The organism is Streptomyces sp. P9-A2 (assembly GCF_036634175.1).
Taxonomy (GTDB): domain Bacteria; phylum Actinomycetota; class Actinomycetes; order Streptomycetales; family Streptomycetaceae; genus Streptomyces; species Streptomyces pratens.
Map to the genome: position 1 here is coordinate 229,959 of NZ_JAZIFX010000001.1, position 18,705 is coordinate 248,663.

The window sequence follows — 18,705 nt, forward strand, 5'->3', positions numbered from 1 at the left end:
CCGCGGACGGCAGCCGGGAGGGAATGCGATGGGACGCGACGTCCCGGCGCTGGTGTTCACCCGTGAGGACCGCCGCCGGTACCGGATCAAGATGCAGGAGTGCCTCGACACGTTCGCGCAGATGCTGCGGGAAGCACGGTTCGAGTCCGAGCGGCCCCAGGTGGGACTGGAGATCGAGCTGAACCTGGTCGACGACCGGGCGGAGCCGGCCATGCGCAACAACGATGCGCTCGAAGTGATCGCGGACCCCGCCTGGTCCACGGAGCTGGGACGGTTCAACCTCGAGATCAACGTTCCGCCGCGGCGGCTGACGGCGGGCGGACCCGACTCCTGGGAGTCCGAGATCCGTACCGCGCTGAACCACGCCGAGAAGCGCGCGAAGTCGGTCGGCACGCATCTGATCATGACCGGGATCCTGCCGACGCTGCGGCAGGAGGACGCGGGTGAGTCGGCGCTGTCGGAGAACCCGCGCTACCGGCTGCTCAACGACCAGATCTTCGCGGCCCGGGGCGAGGACCTGCACATCGAGGTGGACGGCCTCGACCGGCTGCGCACCTATGCGGACACGATCACTCCCGAGGCCGCCTGCACCAGTACCCAGTTCCATCTGCAGGTGTACCCGGAGCAGTTCGCCGACTACTGGAACGCGGCGCAGTCGATCGCCGGGGTCCAGATCGCCCTGGCCGCCAACTCGCCGTTCCTGTTCGGCAGGGAACTGTGGCACGAGACCCGCATCCCGCTGTTCGAACAGGCCACCGACACCCGTCCCCAGGAGATCAAGGTGCAGGGGGTACGGCCCCGGGTGTGGTTCGGGGAGCGGTGGATCAACAGCGTTTTCGACCTCTTCGAGGAGAACCTGCGGTACTTCCCGGCGCTGCTCCCGCTGTGCGACGAGCAGGATCCCGCAGAGACGCTGGACCGGGGCGACATCCCCGAACTGGGCGAGCTGACCCTGCACAACGGCACCATCTACCGCTGGAACCGCCCGGTCTACGCCATCGCGCACGACAAGCCGCATGTGCGGGTGGAGAACCGGGTCCTTCCCGCCGGCCCGACCGTCGCCGACACGCTGGCCAACGGCGCGTTCTACTACGGGCTCACCCGAGCCCTGGTGGAGGAGGAACGGCCCGTATGGTCCCGGATGTCCTTCTCGGCCGCCGAGGAGAACCTGCACACGGCGGCACGGCACGGCATCGAAGCCCGGCTGTACTGGCCCGGGATGGGCGAGGTGCCGGTGCCCGAGCTGGTGCTGCGACGGCTGCTCCCACTGGCGCACCGCGGGCTGGAGCTCTCCGGGATGGACGAGGCCTGGCGGGAGCCGCTGCTCGGCATCATCGAGCAGCGCTGCGTCACCGGGCGCAACGGGGCGGTGTGGCAGAAGGAGATGTTCCACCACATCGACGCCACGGCCCACTGCGGCCGCCATGAGGCCCTGCGCCGGATGACGCAGCAGTACATCGACTACATGCATCTCAACGCCCCGGTGCACACCTGGCCCGTCGACTGACCCGTCCCGGGCGGCAAGGAGGTACTGCGCGTCAACGGACACGCCCGCATCCTGACGGACGCGCCGTTCTTCGACGACATGACCGCCGACGGCCGCCGCCCGGCGCTCGCCGTACTCCTGGAGATCGACGAGATCTACTGGCCATCATGTCGCTGTACTCCACCGGCAAGGGCCAGGCCCGCTGGACCATGCGCTGGAAGACCGCCCTGAATACCTTCGACATCACCTTTGACGGCCGACTCTCCGCAGCCCGTCAGTAACCCCAACCACCCTGATTGCACCGCTCGTTCGACAGACCCGGACTTGGCTCCCTCTGACACCCCACGGCCACTCGCGGGCGAGGGGTGCGTGGGCGCGGGGACGAGGGGACGTTCCCTGGAGGGCGGGACGCCGGCCCCTGGGGCGTACGACAGGCGCACATGGGGTTCGTGTGAGCCCTGTACGCGCCCCCACGCCCGTGCGGAGAATGCAGTGTCCATGATCATGCAGCGGAGTGGCCGGTTCCGTCGGCCGAAGCCCAGGAAAGCAGGTCGACCGCCATGCTCTTGCGTCTTCCCACATCCCTGACCGAAGCACAGAACTGCATGGCAGAGGGAGCGGTGCCCATCGGCGGAGCCACTCTCGTGTGGGCGCTCTGGCAGCGGGACGGCTTCCCCGAGCAGGCGATGTCCCTGCGCAGCCTGCCGGAGGCCAACATACTCGAGCGCGAGGCGTTGGGCGCGGCCGTCCTGCTGCACCGCATCGACGACCGGATACCGGAGGTCCTGCGCGGTGCGGCCTCCACCGTGGGCACCGGCGCAGTGCGCCGGACGGCAACGGTCGGCGGCAACATCGTGGGCAGCACCCTGCGATGTCTGCTGCCGGCGGCGCTCGTCCTGGACACCCGCGCCATGGTGCTGGACCGGGACGGAACCTTCGAGACGGATCTGGCCGAGGTGGTGGCCAAGCGCCATCTGCTGCTCAGCCTGCACTGGCGCGCCCCGATGACCAGCGGGTACCACAAGGCGCCCGCCGAAGCGGGCGGACCGCCGCCCCTCGTCGTCGCCACCGCCGTGCATGCCGAGGAGGACGGACGACGCAGGGTCCGCGTCGCGGTCCGTGACGGCTACGAGGTGATCGGCGGGAGCACGGACTGCACGGCCGGCACGGACGAGACGCTGCGGGCCCTGGACGCCACGGATCTCGGTTCGCTGACCCCGAAGATCGGCGACGTGATGCGCAGGAAGGTGACCGAGGTCCTCATCCAAACCGCCGACGGCTGACGGCCCCGACCCCCGGAGGCGTCACCGGCCCCGTAGGGCTCAGCCGGCCACGGGAACGTGCCAGGTCGTGGGGTCCCAGACACCGGACCGGCGCAGCGACTGCGGGCAGTGCAGGTAGACGCATTTCAAGGCCGCGGTCTCGTTCGGGAAGTGGCCGCGGGCCTTGGCTGCTCGCCGGATCCTGGCGTTCACCGACTCGATGGCGTTCGTGGTGCAGACGATGCGTCGGATCTCGGTGTCGAACCGGAGGAACGGCGTGAACTCTTCCCACGCGTTCTCCCGGAGCCGGACGATCGCCGGATACTTCTTGCCCCACACGTCGACGAACTCCGCGAACCTATCGAGCGCGGCCTCCTCGGTCGAAGCGGTGTAAACGGGCTTGAGGAGCTTGGCGATCTTGTCCCAGTCCTGGCGGGCGGCATAACGGAAGGAGTTCCGCGGCAGGTGGACCACACAGGTCCGGACGATCGTCCTCGGCCAGACCGTTTCGACCGTGTCGGGCAGGCCTTTGAGACCGTCGCAGACAAGCATGAGGACGTCGTTCACGCCGCGATTCTTGATCTCGGTGAGGACGTGCATCCAGTGCTTGGCGCCCTCTCCGCCGTCTCCGGCCCACAGGCCCACAGGCCCACAGGCCCAGGATGTCCCGCCGGCCCTCGACGGTGACGGCCAGGGCCACACAGATCGGCCGATTCGCCACGGCGCCGTCGCGGATCTTCACGTGGACGGCGTCGAGGGACCGGTTCTGCCGTTCGGCCATGCCGTCCATGACCTTGTCGGTGATCGTGGAGATGGTCCGGCGGGAAACTTCGGCGCCATAGACCTCGGCCAGATGGGCCTGGACCTCACCGGTCGTCAGACCCTTCGCGGACAGAGAGATCACCACCTCGTCCACGCCGGACAGGCGCTTCCGCCGCTTCTTGACGATCTTCGGCTCGAAGCTGCCCTCGCGGACGCGGGGCACGGTTATCTCGACCGGGCCGACGTTCGTCAGCACGGTCTTGGCCCGGGTCCCGTTCCGGCTGTTGCCGCCGTTCTTCCCGGCAGGGTCGTGCTTGTCATAGCCGAGGTGGTCGGTGATCTCGCCTTCGAGGGCGGACTCCAGGAGCCGCTTGGTCAGCTGCTGGAGCAGCCCGCCTTCTCCGGTCAGCTGCAGCCCCTCGGCCTGGGCGCGGCCGACCGACTCGTCGATGAGCTGGTCGGCCGCGCCCTTCGCCGGCTGCGGCTCAGCGGCCTTGACGGACTCGTCCTCGGTCACGTTGTCGCTGGTCATCGATGCGTCTTCCCTGATCAGGAGTTACACCGATCGTTTTACAGTCCCGACGCCGACCGGTGCTGAAGCGCGGCGTGCCAAGCGGGGCCTGGATACGCCCGATCGACAAATCTTCGGGCAGGTGTCGGGTCGCTCAGGCGCAGGACCAGGCCGACATCCCCTGGAGACGGGCCAGGCGTTTGGCCACGGCGATCTGTTCCTTGCGGGTGGCCAGGTCCGCGCGCGGGGCGTACTGGAGCCCACCGGCCGCGGCCCAGCTCGACTGCGTGAACTGCAGGCCGCCGTAGTGGCCGTTTCCGGTGTTCGCCTGCCAGTTGCCGTCGGATTCGCATGCGGCGATAGCGTCCCAGTCCGGCCCCGAGGTGATCGACGGGGAGGCCACCGCTTGGGTGGGCGTGCCGAGGGCAGCCGCGGTGGCCAGGACCATCAGGGCGGTGCGGATCCGGCTGCCGTGAGCCCGGCGCCTGCTGTTCACGTGAGCGTTTCGTCTGCTAGCCATAGAGAGACTGTTACTTCATGCGACGGGGGGATGGCATCTCGGCTGCCGTTTCCTTGGGCCGGACGGGCGATACTGCGCCTCTCCTGTTACTCGCAGTGCATCCGAGGCGTCCGCGCCGACCTGAACCTTCCCCGTGCATGTCGGACACTCAATGCTTACGCCGCGAGAGCGTGTCCTTGCTCGTGTCGCTGCCGGATCTCCAGCGGGGTCAGGTAGTCCCACATCGGATGCTTCCGCAGCCGCCTGCGGTTGTAGAAGGTCTCGTTGAACGCGAAGATCTCGGCGTGTGCGGTGGCCCGATCGGGCCGTGTGCGGGTGCCGACCGCGGCCGGCGGCCGTCACCAGCGCGTCGACGACCAGGGACGCCCGGTGATGGCCGGCCATCGAACAACCCACGATCTCGCGGGTTGCCAGGTCCAGTCAGGTCGCCGGATACAGCAGGCCCTCACCGGTGGCGATGAACGTGATGTCACCGACCAGCCGCATGCCGGGCCCGGGTCGGTGAAGTCGCGGCCGAGCAGGTCGGCCGCGGGCACCGCCTTCTTCGCCGGGCGGGTCAGGCCCCGGCGTCTGCGCCGTCAGTCGGCCCGGCGCCCCCTGCCCACGGTCGACCTGGTCCTGCCTGACCCAGTTGCGCAGCCCCTCGGGGCCAACGCCGAGTTCCCGGGCCACCTCGGTGACGGTCCTGCCGGAGGAGCGGACGAGGGCGACCGCGTCCCGCTTGAACTCCTCCGTATACCGCCTACTGCGACTGCTCTTACTTCCCACCTGGCACTACTTCCTCTGGAACCTCACCTCCCAGTCTCCAGGTGGCCAACGTCGAGGGAAAGCTTCATCGGCCAGCCTCACCCAATCCGCGGCATAGCCCGCAAGTCGCCCGTGTCCATCAAACCGGGGCAACTCCAGGCCCTCGTTTGCGTCACGTCTGCCCCTTCCCCGGTTGGCTGCGCCAGGGATTCCGCATCCTTACAGCGCTGTAAATGTCCGACCACCAGCAGGCCGTCGCGGCCCTGGCGGGCATTCCTCAGCCCGAACGAAATCGAGCCGGTATCGCGGTAGTTGACCTACGGAGGCACAGCTCTGTGTGAAGCTTTCCCCATGACTCACCCGCGTGAAGAAGTCAGGGCCAGGCTGCAGACCGATCGCCCGCACTCCGCCCGTGTCTGGAACTACCTGCTGGGAGGCAAGGACAACTACCCCGTCGACAGCGAGGCCGGTGAAGTCATCCTGAAGACCTTCCCGGAGTTCGCCGCCGTCGCGCGGCTGCAGCGGAGGTTCCTCGCGCGCGCCGTGCGCTTCCTCTCGGGCGAGGCCGGTGTCCGCCAGTTCCTCGACATCGGCACCGGACTGCCCACCGCCGACAACACACACGAACTGGCCCAGCGCATCGCGCCGGAGAGCCGCATCGTGTACGTCGACAACGACCCCCTCGTCCTGGTGCACGCGCAGGCCCTGCTCACCAGCAGCACCGAGGGCGCCTGCGCCTACGTCGACGCCGACGCCAGGGACCCGGAACGCATCCTCGCCGAAGCAGCGAAGACCCTGGACCTCAGCCGCCCGGTCGCCCTGACCATGCTGGGCATCATGGGGCAGATCTCCGACGCCGAGCGCCCCGCCGACCTGGTGAGCACGCTGATGTCGGCCCTGCCCTCGGGCAGCTACCTGGCCCTGAGTGACGGCACGAACACCAACGAGGCGCTCAACACCGCGGTCGGGGTCTACAACGGGCAGTCGGCCAACACCTACCACCTGCGGTCACCGCAGGAGATCGCCTCCTTCTTCGCCGGGCTGGAGCTGGTGGAGCCGGGGGTCGTGTCCACGGCCGCTTGGCGCCCGGACGCCGACCGGGCCGAGGAGGACACGGCCGACGTCTCCGTCTGCGGTGTCGCGGTCAAGAAGTGACCCGGCCTGCCGCTCGGTAGTCCCGCGGAGGCTGCGGGTGCCGATACATCATCCGGCCAGGTCAGAAGCTTGATCGTCGACGACGGGGCTTCCGTGCTGCCTCACCGCTCGCGCCCGTGCTGTGCACGTGGACGGCAATCGGGCGGCATCATGACCTGTCGTGCTGCCGCGCCTGGCCTCCCTCGCCGTGACCAACGCCTTCACCCTCCTGCACCTGCTACCGAGGAGCGAGCGGGACAAAGGCATCGAGAGGGCGCTGGCGCCCTCTCAGAGCAGCCGCCGGATGTCACCGCGGACCCGGTAGAAGCCGCCGGCCGCCGGGTGCAGCGCATCCACGACATAGCGGGCTCCGGGCTCTCGGATCGCGCGCGGGAACTGCACGTTCCACGACGAGTCGTACCCCTCGGACACCACGTGCACTCGCAGGCGGGCGGAGTCCTGAACACATTGGACGACGATCGACCCGGCCGGGGCCTGGGACACCGCGCTCACCGCGCTCGCCGTCGTGGCCGGTGCGTAGGCCGGCAGCGCCTCGGCGAGCTTGACGTCCCGCGCGACCGGCACCGTGCCCTGCTGGGCCGCGGAGACGGCCGCCTCGCTCGCGTCGACGCACACCAGTGAGCCGTCGGTGGTGACCAGGTACAGCCGCTCGTCCCGGTACTGCATCGACAGGGCCGAGCCGCCGCCCGTGCCGAGCTTCCACAGCCGGGTGCCGTCCTGGTCGAAGCAGTAGACGGACGACGCCGCGTCACCGGCGAACACGAACCGGCCGCCGGGCGAGGTGGCGCACGAGTACACGGCGCCGTCACAGGCGTAGGTGGCCTCGATGGCCCCGCTCGCCTTCGACAGCCGCTGCACCACGCGGTGGGCCGTGCCCGCGTACACGGTGTCGTCCTCCTGCCAGCCGAACAGCACACCGCCGCGGGTGGGGGTGTGCCACAACTCGCCGCCCCCGTCGGGCGCGTAGGCGGTGACGCCACGCTGATGACCGTGGTAGACGGCCCGGTCGTCGGCGCGCACCATCCAGGCGTGCTCGCCCTGGCTGCGACGGGACCACTGGTGCTCGTCCTCGTGGTCGATGACGGTGAGCTTGCCGTCGCGGTCCGAGACGTCCAGCACACCCTCGTGGATGTCCAGCCAGAAGATGTCGACGTCCGCGGCGATGTCGTACGCCGCGAACGGCAGCTTGGAGGACAGGTCGTAGACCTTGCCGTCGTCGCAGCCCGCGTAGATCCAGAAGTCGTCGGCGACCAGGCACTTCACGCCGTCCGGCAGGTTGAAGCGGGCCAGCACCCGGCCGTCGTGGCCCAGGGTGTACACGTCGCCGGCCTGGTTGCCGACCCAGCAGTGCTCGTCGTCGACGTGGATGCCGAACGCCGCGGAACCGGTACCGAACCGCCACAGCACGGGGGCCACGGCACGCGCGGTGGACGGGGCGGACGTCACCTGGCGCCGGGTCACCGCGCGCGGCGCGCGCTGCCCGGGGACGGCGGGAGCGTAGCCCTTGCGGACCTTCTCGCCGACCTTCTTGGCGGCTGCGGCCCGCGCCTTGTCGGCCGAGGGAAAGCTGGTGACCTGGGTCTGCCCCGAGGCGCCTATCCGCCCGTAACGGACGGTCACCATCGATGCATTGACGGTCACTTCATAGAACTTGTGCGCAGTGCCGTCATCCTGCGACAGCTCCAGATACGTCGTCGACACCGACCCGCCAGACATGACAGAACCCTCCCCGGAGCGGGCCGCCGGCCGTTCCGGCAGGTCCCACTGTCCGAACCGTAGGCGGCGCCACTGACAATGGACCGCCGGTGCTCCATACGCGGAAGCAACCTGTCCCGGTTCCTGCGAGTCCCACATATCGCTTGCCTCTGTCGTCCCGACGCCCGGTCTCGTCCCGCTGCTCACCTCACCGCCTTCCGGCCTCCCTGCCTCATCCCCTCATCGCCCCGGCGCCACCGCGCGTCCGCGGCTTCGGACCCACCACGAACGAATGAACGGACCCATGAACACCGCGACCCTGCTGGACGTCCTGCTGGACGCCGCCCACCAGTCCCCCGACCAGCTGATCGTCCATGTCCGGGGCGACGGCGGCGAGACGGTCGTCACCTTCCGGGAGCTCGTGGCCGAGTCGCTGCGCGTCGCGGGCGGTCTTCGTACCGCGGGCGTCGCGCCGGGCACCTGCGTTCCGGTGCTCGCGGAGCACAGTGCGGACTTCCAGCCCATGTTCTGGGGCGTGCTCGCGGCCGGTCTGGTGCCGGTGCCGCTCGCGCCCGACGTGCGGCGGGTCCGGCCGGTGTGGGAGCAGCTCGGCCGCCCCCCGGTCGTGGTGGACGCGGCCTGCGCGCCGGTGGCCGCCGAACTCCCGGACGATGCCCGGATCCTGCGGCTCGACGTGCTGCGGGAGGGCCCTGCGCCGGCCTCCCCCGCCACGCCGGATCCGGACGGACTGGCCTTCCTGCAGTTCTCGTCCGGCAGCACGGGGGCGCCCAAGGGCGTGGAGCTGACCCACAGGGCCGTGCTGGCGAACCTGCGGCAGCTGACCGAGGCTTCCGCCCTCACGGAGCAGGACGTGGTGGTCAGCTGGATGCCGTACTTCCACGACATGGGGCTCATCGGCACGCATCTGGCACCGCTGGCCGCGCGGGCCAAGCAGGTGAAGATCGGTCCCCTGTCGTTCGCGAAGAATCCCCGGCTGTGGTTCGACGTGGCCGCCGCGCATCGGGGCACCGTCCTCTCGGCCGCCAACTTCGCGCTGGCGCTGACCCTGCGCCGGGTTCCCGAGGAGGTGTTCGCCTCCCTGGACCTGAGCGCGGTCCGGCTGATCACGGTGGGGGCCGAACCGATCTCGGCGACGGTGTGGCGGGACTTCGCCGCCAGGACCCGCGCCTCGGGGCTGGATCCGCGGGCGGCGACGCCCGTGTACGGGCTGGCCGAGGCGACGCTGGCCGTGGCGTTCCCGCCGTTGGGCGAGGTGGCCGCGCCGGTGACCGTGGAACGTGCCGCCCTCGGCCGGGGCCGCGTGGTGGACGGGGAACCCGGTGGTGACGCGGCGGAGTCGGTGGAACTGATGGACGTCGGGGTGCCGGTGCCGGGCTGCTCGGTGCGGATCACCGACGAAGCCGGCCGGCCGCTGGGCGACCGGCGGGTGGGGCACATCGAGGTGAGCGGGCCGCAGATCGCCCGCGGCTACCACGGCCTGCCGGACGTGACGGCGCGGTCCTTCACCGACGGGTGGTTGCGCACCGGTGACCTGGGCTTCCTCCGGGACGGCCGGCTGTGTGTCAGTGGCCGGTTCAAGGACGTCCTGTTCGTCAACGGCCGTACGTTCCACGCCCCGGACCTGGAGGAGGTGGCGTCCGGCACACCGGGGGTACCGGCCGGGACGACGGTGGTGGTCGGGTCGACCGATCCGGTGTCCGGCGGGGAGCGGGTAGCGGTGTTCGTCGCCTGGGCGCGGCCGCCGCGTACCGCCTCCGAGGTGCTGAACCGGGTCGCGCGGCGGATCCGCGCGGCGCTGGGCCACGACGACGTGCGGGTGTTCGCCCTGCCGCCGTCCGCGTTCCCCCGGACGACGAGCGGCAAGGTGCAGCGGCAGCGGATGCGGTCCCGGTTCGAGGCGGACGGGTACCGGCCGTCGGCTCGTTCCGGTACGGCGGCGGGCTCGGGTGCCGTGGCGGGTGATCCGGTGGAACGGTCTCAGCGACCGTCGTCGTCCGGGGACCGGCGGGCAGTGCCCCGTTCCCGTGGGGACGTGCGACGGGTGGTGCGTGAGGTGTGGGCTGCGGTCCTGGGACTGTCCGAGGCGTCGTTCGGGGACCGGGACCGGTTCGCCGAACTGGGCGGCACCTCGCTGCGGGCCATGGAGGCGCTCGCCTCGCTGGAACGTTCCCTCGGTGTCTCGCTGGGTCCGGCGGTGATGCGCAACGACACCGTCGCCACGCTCACCGACCATCTCATGGGCGTCGTCGAGGCGGACGGCACAGGGGCGGACGACACACGGGCGGGCGGCGCCGGGACGGGCGGGCGAAAGGCCGCGTCCGCTGCCGGCGGGGCGTCCGCGACCGCCGTGGTGGGGCTGGCCTGCCGGTTCCCGGGGGCCGACACGCCGGAGGAGTTCTGGGACCTGCTCACCGCCGGCCGCGACACCGTGTCCGCGGTGCCCCCGGACCGCTGGGGCACGGGTCGCCGGCACACGGACGGCTCCAGGGGACTCGAGGCGACCGGCCGCTGGGGTGCGTTCCTGGACGACCCCGCCGCCTTCGACGCCGCCCACTTCGGCATCGGCGACGAGGAGGCGCGCGCGCTGGACCCGCAGGCGCGCGTCTTCCTCGAACTCGCCCACGAGGCGTTGGAACGCGCCGGGTACGCCGGACCCCGCCGCCGGGCCCTGCGGACCGGGGTCTTCGCCGCCGTCGGCGACAGCGGCTACCGGCAGCTCCTGGCGGACGCGGACACCGCCGGTACGCCGCCGACCGCCACGGCCCTGACCGGCAATCTCCCCAACCTGGTCGCCGCACGGCTGGCGCACTGCCTCGACCTGGACGGACCGGCGCTCGTCGTGGACACGGCGTGTTCCTCGGGTCTGGTGGCGCTGCACCTGGCCCGGCGCAGTCTCGCGGACGGCGAGTGCGACGTCGCGGTCGTGGGCGGGGTCAACCTGCATCTCACCGCGTCGGCGCACCAGGCCCTGGAGGCGGCCAAGGCCCTGTCGCCGACCGGGCGCAGCCGTGCCTTCAGCTCGTCGGCCGACGGGTTCGTGCCCGGCGAGGGCGGCGCGGTCCTCGTCCTGCGGCGGCTCGACGAGGCCCGGCGGGACGACGACGAGGTCCTGGCCGTCGTGCGCGGCACCGCCGTCAACAACGACGGTACGTCGCTGAGCCTGATGGCACCCAACCCGCTGCGCCAGCGCGAGGTGATCGGCCGCGCCTACGAGCAGTGCGGGGTCGACCCGGCGTCGGTCTCGTACGTCGAGGCCCACGGCACGGGTACGGCCGTCGGCGATCCGATCGAACTGCGGTCCCTCGCCCATGCCTTCCCGGCCCGCCCGGACGGCCGTCCCCGGCTGCTCGGCTCGGTGAAGACCAACATCGGGCACCTGCTGAACGCGGCGGCGCTCCCCTCGCTCGTGAAGGTGGTGCTGGCCCTCGGGCACGGGCGCCTCCCGGCCTCGCTGCATCACACACCGGTCTCGCCCGCCGTCGAGCAGTCGGGGTTCGCCCCGGTGACGGAGGTGACGGCCTGGGAGTCGTCCGGGCCGCGCAGGGCGGGGATCAACGCCTTCGGCTTCGGCGGCACCAACGCGCACGCCGTTCTGGAGCAGGCACCACCGCGCACGGCGGACGCGCCGCGCGGGGACGACCGGACGGTGGACCGGAACGACTCCGGCCCGAGCCTGCTCACTCTCTCGGCGGGCAGTGCGGCCGGGCTCGACGCGTGGACGGCGCGCATCTCGGACCATCTGGGCGAGCACCCGGAGTTCGAGGAGGCGGACGTCTGTGGGGCGGCGGGTGCCGCACGCGACGAACGGCCGCACCGTCTCGCCGTCGTGGCCGTCGGCGACCTGCGCGAACGGCTCGCCTCGGTACGCGCCGCCGACGGCTCGCCCGTGCGGGGCGCGGCCGCCGGGACGGTGACGCACCGGCCCCGGACCGTCTACGTGTTCCCCGGTCAGGGCGGTCTGCGACCGGGGCAGGGGCGGGAGTTGTACGCCACGGCGCCCGTGTACCGCGCGACGCTGGACGAGGCGTCGGGGCTGGTGGGAGCCGTGCACGGGCGGGAGTTGACGGCCTGGTGCGTGGACGGCGACATCGGCGACGACGCGCTCGCCGCGACCGAGGTGGCGCAGCCGCTGCTGGTGGCGCACGGCGTCGCGCTCGCCCGGCAGTTGGCGGCTTGGGGGGTCCGGCCCGACGCGCTGATCGGACACAGCGTCGGCGAACTGACGGCTGCCTGCGTCGGCGGCATGCTGTCGCTGTCCGACGCGGTGCTGTTCGCGGCGGAACGGGGACGGCTCATGGGCGGGTCGACCGCACCGGGTGCCATGGCGGCGGTACGGGGCGCCGAGGAAGGCGAGGTGGAGTCGCTGGTGGCCGCGTCCCCGGACGACCTCGCGGTGGCGGCGTACAACGGCCCCGGCCGGCTGGTGCTGTCCGGCTCCCCGGACGCGGTCCGGCGGGCGTCGGAGCGGCTCACCGGGCACGGCGCGACGGTCCGTCCGCTGACGGTGCCGCGCGCCTTCCACTCGCCCCTGATGGAGCCGGTCGCGCACGCTTTGAGCAGTGCGGCGCGCAGGCTGACGGTGTCGGCTCCCGAACTCGCCGTGATGAGTACACTCACCGCCGCGTGGCAGCCTCGGCTGGATCCGGACCATCTACGGGAACACGCCGTGCGACCGGTGCTGTTCGGCCGGGCCGTGGAGCGTCTGCTGGACGAGGGCTACGACACGTTCGTGGAACTCGGGACGGGTGAGAACCTCGCGGGTCCGATCCGGGCGGTGGCCGCCGGTCGCCGGGTCGACGGCGCGGCGCACGGCGCTCTTGTGGTGTCCGCCCCCGCAGCACCGTTCGACGGCTCAGAAGCGCCGGGCGGAGCACGGGAGTTGATGGATACGGTGGCGCGACTGTGGGTGCGCGGGGTGCCCCTCGACCGTACGGCGCTCGACGCGGGGGCCCGCAGGGTGCCGCTGCCGCCGTACCCGTACCAGCGGCGCAGGCACTGGCCCGAGCCCGATGCGCGCGGACTACTGCACCGCGTCGAGTGGCGGCCCGCTCCCCTGCCCGGCGACGACCTTCCCTTTTCCGGCCTTCCCACTGCCGGCCTTCCCGGCCCGGTGCTGGTGACCGGAGCGGACGCCTCGGCGGTACGCCGGACGGCGGACGGGCTCGCGGCCCTCGGCATACGGGCGGTCACGGCCGGCCACGGTGATGTCCGTCCACAGGCCGTGGTCCTCCTCGGCCGCCGGGTCCGGCGGGACGCGCCGGACCCGGCGAACCCGGCGGGCGGCCTCGACGCGGAGCTGCGGCAGGCGGTCGCGGCGTTCCGGGAAGCCCTCGCGTCGCTGGACCGGGCCGGGGCCCGCCGACTGCTGGTCGTGACCGAGGACGCGCACGTCACCGGGCACGGTGCGGAGCAGCCGGTGCCGGCGCAGGCGGTCCTGGGCGGTCTGGCCCTGGCCGTGCCGGAGGAGTCGGCCGGCGTGGTCGCGAACTGGGTGGACCTCTCGTCCCACGCCCTCCCCGACGCTCCCGACGCTCCCGACGCTCCCGACGCTCCCGACGCCGAAGGCTGGCTGCGTTGCCTGGCTGCCGAGTTGACGGCGCCGCAGGCGACGGGAGCGATCGCCTGGCGGGCCGGACAGCGCCTTGTGCGTTCCGTCGCGCCGGGACCGGGGCAAGGGCCGGGTCCGGTGGGAGAACCGGGCGGACGTGACCGCCCGGAGCGGCTGCCGGCCGACGGTACGTTTCTGATCACGGGCGGCGCCGGGGGCATCGGGTCCGCCCTGGCCCGGGACCTGGCGGGCCGGGGCCGGCCGGTCCTGGTGCTGGTGGGACGTTCCCCGCACCCGCCCGCGGGCCTGTTGAAGGAGCTCGCCGGTCTTGGTGCCGAGGCCCGCTACGTCATGGCGGACCTCACGGTGCCCGGTGACGTGGAGCGGCTCGTGGGCGAACTGCCGCCGCTGGATGCCGTGTTCCACGCAGCCGGTGTCGTACGGCCCGGCAGCCTGCGCGGGGCGGACATGCCGGAGACCGTGGAGGCGCTGGGCGCGAAGACCCTCGGCACGGTGCTGCTGTCCGGGGCACTGCGGCGGCACGGTCAACGTCCGGGGGTGTGCGTCGCGTTCTCCTCGGTGTCGTCGGTGCTGCACGGCCTGGCGGGTGCGCTGGGTTCCTACGCCGCGGCGAACGCCTTCCTCGACTCCTTCGCCGGAGCCGAGTCCCTGGCGGGCCGGCCCTGGCTGTCGGTGAACCTGGGTCCGTTCGCCGAAACCGGCCTCGCGGTCACCGCGGGCGCCGGGGCACTCGCCGCCGGTGCGGGCGGTGGGGGCCGTCCTCTGGCAACCGCGTCCGCGCTGGCCGCACTGCGGGCGGCGTGTGCCACCGGCGCGACGCAGCTGGTCGTCGCCGACCTGGTGCCCGGGGCACAGCCGGCCGCCGCCCCGCCGCGTCCGGTACGGCCCACGGGCGTCGAGAGCGCCGAGAGCATCAAGGGCGCCGCCGGGTCGGCCGGCACCGGCCGGCACCGGCCTCCGTTGTCCTCCGGCACCGCTGTCGTCCTGCGGGAACTGCTGGCCCAGTCGCTCGGCATCCCGGCATCGGGCGTCGACGACGACACGCCGTTCCTGCGGCTCGGGCTGGACTCGCTGGGCGCCGTCGACCTCGTCAAGCGGCTGGAGCGGAGGCTCGGACGGCAGCTGCCCACCACGCTCTTCTTCGAACACCGGACGGTGCGCGAACTCTCCGCCCATCTGGACCTGGAGGGGCGCACCGGTGCGCCGTCCCGGGCAGCGGCGGAGGACCAGGTGGCGGGTGCGGGGAGCGGGCTCGGAGACGGTCCGGGCCATGGGCCCGGGGACGGGAGCAACGACGGACGGGCATTCGCCCTGACCCCCGTGCAACTGGCGCTGTACACCAGCAGCCGGTTGCATCCGGACCTCCCGGCCCGGGGTCATCTGCGGCTGACCGTTCGGGGCCCGCTCGACACCGGTCTGCTGGGCCGGGCGCTGACGGCGCTGACCGAACGGCACGGCATGCTCCGGCTGCGGGTGGAGGCCCCGGACGGGGTTCCCGTGCAGCGTGTGGCGCCTCCGGTACCGCTGCGGGACTGGTTCGAGGTGCGCGACTGCGCCGCCGACGAGGTGGCCGGTGCCGAGACGGCCGTGTGCAACCGGCCGTTCGACCTGGCGGCGCTGCCGCCCGTCCGGGCCGTGCTGCTCCGTCAGGATCCGGGGCTCGCCCATCTGGTGCTGGTGGTGCACCACGCTGCGGCGGACGGCTACAGCTTGAATGTTCTCGCCGAGGAACTGTCCACCACGTACACCGATCTGTACCACGGACGGCGTCCGCGACAGGCACTTCCCGCACCGGACTTCGCACGGTACGCGTCGAGCCTGCCACCTTCCGGATCCGCCGAGCGGCAGGCCGACCGGCAGTACTGGGCCGAGCGGCTCGCCACGCGCGGCGAACCCCTCCGGCTGCCCTACGACAGCGGTCCCGACACGCCGGCCTCCGACCCGTCCGGCCCGATCGTGCAGTACTACGGCGAGCTCGGCGCGGATCTCACCACCGGCCTGGAAGAACTGGCCGCCGCGCGGGACGTCTCCCTGTTCCACCTGCTGCTCGCCGCGTATGTGCGCTGTCTGGCCCGCTGGTCGGGGCGCCGGGACGTGGCCGTGAACGTGGCCAGGGCGCGTCGCGAGGACCGTTTCGACGGTGTGGAACGGCTGGTCGGTCCGCTCGCCGACACCCTTCCCCTGCTCTGTGGGACGGCGGACGACGAGACGGTCGTCGCCCTGGCGGAGCGGTTGCGCGGGATATGGCTGCGGAGCGAGCAACACGCCGGGCTCAGCAGCCTGGACCTGGCCGCGCTGCTGCCCGGCGCGCGTCCCGGTGACGGCACCGACCCGCGTGCCGGTTCCAGTACCTGTACCGAAATCGGTACCGGTTTCGGCGACCGCACGGTGAGCCCGGCGGGCTTCAGCTTCGCTCGCTTCCCGGCGGAGCCGGCCGCCGACTGCCCGGTGGAGATCCGGGCGACCGCGGCCGGCACCGGGTCGGCCGCGACCCGGCTGAGCCTGCTGTGCTGGGCTGACGGTCCGCAGTTGCGGCTGTCGTGGAACTATCCGGAGCCGCTGTTCCAGCGGACCACCGTGGCACGTCTGGACCGGGAGTTCCGCGCCGAACTGGCCGCGCTGTGCACACCCCGGCCGTCGCGGCTGTTGCCGGACACCGGCCCCGCACCCGCCCTCGCCCTCGCCCTCGCGCCCACCCCCGCCCCGGCCCCCGCCTCCGTGGCGCCGCCCTCGTCCGTGCGGAGCGATGGGAGCGTCCCGCTGGTCGCGCGACTGCTCGGCCGGTTCCGGGCGACACCCGGCGCGGTCGCCGTGGATGCCGCCTATGCCATCGATGCCGCGGACGCCGTGGGCACCACGGACGCTTCGCTCACATACGGGGCGCTCGACCGGGCCTCCGCCCGGCTCGCCGCACGCCTGCACGCCCGCGGCGTACGCCCCGGCGATCTGGTCGGGCTGCTCACCGAGCCGGGCGCCGACACCGTCGTCGGTGTCGTGGGCATCCTGCGCGCCGGGGCCGGCTGGGTCCCGCTCGACCCGGAACACCCCACCGCACGGCTGGCCGGCCAGCTGGCCCGCACCGGCGCGACCACCGTGGTGTGCCACGCCGCCACCCGGCACACCGCCGCCGCTCTGACGGCCGTACGGGCGGTACCCGTCGTCGACGACAGCCCGCCGGCCACGAGCGCGGACACCGGGGCCGGCGTGACCGCACCCGCGACCGCGGCCGCTCCCGCCTCGTCGTCCGACGCCGAGGCGATCGCGTACGTCATCTTCACCTCCGGTTCCACGGGACGCCCGAAGGCGGTGCCGATCACTCACCGGGCGATGGAGAACTATCTCGACTGGGCGGTCACCACCTTCGGCTACGGTCCCGGCGACCGCCTCGCGCAGACCGCGTCGCCCTGCTTCGACGCCTCGGTACGCCAGTTGCTCGCACCACTTCTGGTCGGCGGCACCGTCGTGACCGTGCCGCGCGGCCTGTTGCGGGATCCCGAGCTGCTCCTCACGCGGGTCGAGCACGCGCGGGTCACCGTGTGGAGCTCGGTTCCCACACTGTGGGAGCAGTTGCTGTCGGCCGCCGAAAAAAGGGCTCTCCTGTCGGATCCGTGGGTCATCGGGTTGCGAGTTGACGGCCGGGTAGTTGAGGTCGGTGGCCGCCGAGGCTGAGCATCGCGAGGGCGATGAGGGACTTGGGGTCCTTGAAGCCGAAGGCGATGCGGGTGATCAGTCGGATTTTGGTGTTCATGGACTCGACCAGGCCGTTGCTCAGCCCGTGCTCGGCGGCGGCGGTGATGGCGTCGAAGTGTCTGACGATGCTGCGTTGCAGCTCGACGAAGGCCGCTATCCGTGAGCGGCGGGCCCAGAGCACCCAGTCCCACAGCGCCTCGGTGGTGTCGGGGCCCTGCTTGAGGGCGGTGCGCAGACCTTCCTTGAGCAAGTACGCCCGGTGCAGCAGCGGGTGAGCCTTGGCGATGAAGAGCAGCTGGGCCCGCTGCCCGGCCGTGAGGTCCTCGGGGTTCTTCCACAGCGCGAAGCGGGCTTTCTTCAGGGACTTTGAGCCCCGGGTGGATCTGCCCTTGCCTCCGCGCTCGGCGTTCCACACCTGACGGCGCACGACGTCCAGGGCGTCGGTGGTCCACTGAACGACGTGAAAGGGTCCATCACCCGTACCGCCTGCGGGCAGCGCTCGGCGACCACCGTGGAGATCCAGTCGGCCGCGTCCGCGGACACGTGGGTGAGCTTCGCGGCGCGCTCGTTGCCCAGGGCGTCGAAGAACTTACGCAGGGTGGCCTTGTCCCGGCCGGCCTCAGCCCAGACCAGACGCCCGGAGTCGTGATCCACCACGACGGTCAGGTACTTGTGGCGCTTCTTGTAGCTGATCTCGTCAATACCGATCCGTCGTAGCCCGGCGAACAGGTCCACCGACTTCTCGACGTCCGCCCAGACCCGGGCGACGATGTTGCCTACCGTGCGCCACCCGGTCCGCATGAGCTGGGTGACGGACGTCTTGGAACAGCAGGTCGCCAGCCAGGCCACCTGCGTGTCGAACGCCAGGGTATGTCCGGCGCCGTGTCTCGCCCAGGGAACCGAGGCGACCACTATGCCGTGCTCGGGGCAGGAGACCCGGGGCGCGTCGGCCTCGAGGAATGCCTGGATGACGCCCAGGTCCAGGGCCCGCCAGCGTCGGCGTCCCTCACCGGCGTCGTACTTCGCCGCCTTGCGCCGGCAGATCCCGCACCGCTGCCTGTGGCCCTTCGCCGGTCGGACATGCGCCACGATCACCAGCTCACCACCGACACCGCCCTCGGGGTCGGCCTCCTCGGCCTCGACCTGCTCGATCAGCGTCTTTTCGACACCGAGCAACCGAACCCATATCCTCTTACTTTGCACGCCGTATCCAGGTTTATTCGTTTCGTACCTTCAGCAGTCGAAACGTACCCCGGGTACGGCGTGTTCTGCGTATCAGCCCTGGTC

The 18,705-nt window shown here is 71.8% G+C and carries 6 protein-coding genes and 4 pseudogenes; 5 read left to right on the forward strand and 5 right to left on the reverse strand.

Going from position 1 to position 18,705, the window contains the following annotated elements; all coding sequences use genetic code 11:
* Window positions 1–28 precede the first annotated feature (28 nt).
* The 3 genes and pseudogenes from V4Y04_RS01010 to V4Y04_RS01020 all read left to right on the forward strand — a co-directional run bounded on the left by V4Y04_RS01010 (window position 29) and on the right by V4Y04_RS01020 (window position 2,769).
* Window positions 29–1,507 (forward strand): glutamate--cysteine ligase, encoded by a 1,479-nt coding sequence (locus V4Y04_RS01010; protein WP_332425104.1) that lies wholly within the window; start codon window positions 29–31, stop codon window positions 1,505–1,507.
* Window positions 1,508–1,510: 3 nt separating this feature from the next.
* A pseudogene (locus V4Y04_RS01015) lies at window positions 1,511–1,645 on the forward strand (pyridoxamine 5'-phosphate oxidase family protein); the annotation flags it as partial.
* Between the two features lie 401 nt (window positions 1,646–2,046).
* Window positions 2,047–2,769, forward strand: a complete 723-nt coding sequence (locus V4Y04_RS01020) for an FAD binding domain-containing protein (protein WP_332425106.1) — start codon at window positions 2,047–2,049, stop codon at window positions 2,767–2,769.
* A 39-nt stretch (window positions 2,770–2,808) separates the two neighbouring features.
* Here the strand turns inward: V4Y04_RS01020 and V4Y04_RS01025 are convergent.
* The 3 genes and pseudogenes from V4Y04_RS01025 to V4Y04_RS01035 form a co-directional block, all read right to left on the reverse strand.
* A pseudogene (locus V4Y04_RS01025) lies at window positions 2,809–4,042 on the reverse strand (IS256 family transposase).
* Window positions 4,043–4,175: 133 nt separating this feature from the next.
* A complete protein-coding gene (locus V4Y04_RS01030) occupies window positions 4,176–4,541 on the reverse strand; it encodes a transglycosylase family protein (protein ID WP_332425108.1) in 366 nt (121 codons plus the stop codon).
* A gap of 420 nt (window positions 4,542–4,961) precedes the next feature.
* Window positions 4,962–5,309 carry a transposase gene (locus tag V4Y04_RS01035; protein ID WP_332425110.1) on the reverse strand — a complete coding sequence of 116 codons (348 nt, stop codon included), beginning with the start codon at window positions 5,307–5,309 and terminating at the stop codon, window positions 4,962–4,964.
* Between the two features lie 330 nt (window positions 5,310–5,639).
* Between V4Y04_RS01035 and V4Y04_RS01040 the strand changes: the two genes are divergently transcribed.
* Window positions 5,640–6,443: an SAM-dependent methyltransferase gene (locus V4Y04_RS01040; protein ID WP_332425112.1), complete on the forward strand. Its 804-nt coding sequence runs from the start codon at window positions 5,640–5,642 to the stop codon at window positions 6,441–6,443.
* A gap of 267 nt (window positions 6,444–6,710) precedes the next feature.
* Here V4Y04_RS01040 and V4Y04_RS01045 read toward each other — a convergent pair whose 3' ends face one another.
* Window positions 6,711–8,159 (reverse strand): WGR domain-containing protein, encoded by a 1,449-nt coding sequence (locus tag V4Y04_RS01045; RefSeq protein WP_332425113.1) that lies wholly within the window; start codon window positions 8,157–8,159, stop codon window positions 6,711–6,713.
* Between the two features lie 271 nt (window positions 8,160–8,430).
* Between V4Y04_RS01045 and V4Y04_RS01050 the strand changes: the two are divergent.
* Window positions 8,431–17,322, forward strand: a pseudogene (locus V4Y04_RS01050) (SDR family NAD(P)-dependent oxidoreductase); the annotation flags it as partial.
* A gap of 19 nt (window positions 17,323–17,341) precedes the next feature.
* Here the strand turns inward: V4Y04_RS01050 and V4Y04_RS01055 are convergent.
* Window positions 17,342–18,621: pseudogene (locus tag V4Y04_RS01055) on the reverse strand (ISL3 family transposase).
* Between the last annotated feature and the right edge of the window lie 84 nt (window positions 18,622–18,705).

Coding starts and splice junctions, on each gene's coding strand:
- V4Y04_RS01010 (WP_332425104.1), top strand. CDS start 29: ATGGGACGCGACGTCCCGGCGCTGGTGTTCACCCGTGAGGACCGCCGC.
- V4Y04_RS01020 (WP_332425106.1), top strand. CDS start 2,047: ATGCTCTTGCGTCTTCCCACATCCCTGACCGAAGCACAGAACTGCATG.
- V4Y04_RS01030 (WP_332425108.1), bottom strand. CDS start 4,541: ATGGCTAGCAGACGAAACGCTCACGTGAACAGCAGGCGCCGGGCTCAC.
- V4Y04_RS01040 (WP_332425112.1), top strand. CDS start 5,640: ATGACTCACCCGCGTGAAGAAGTCAGGGCCAGGCTGCAGACCGATCGC.
- V4Y04_RS01045 (WP_332425113.1), bottom strand. CDS start 8,159: ATGTCTGGCGGGTCGGTGTCGACGACGTATCTGGAGCTGTCGCAGGAT.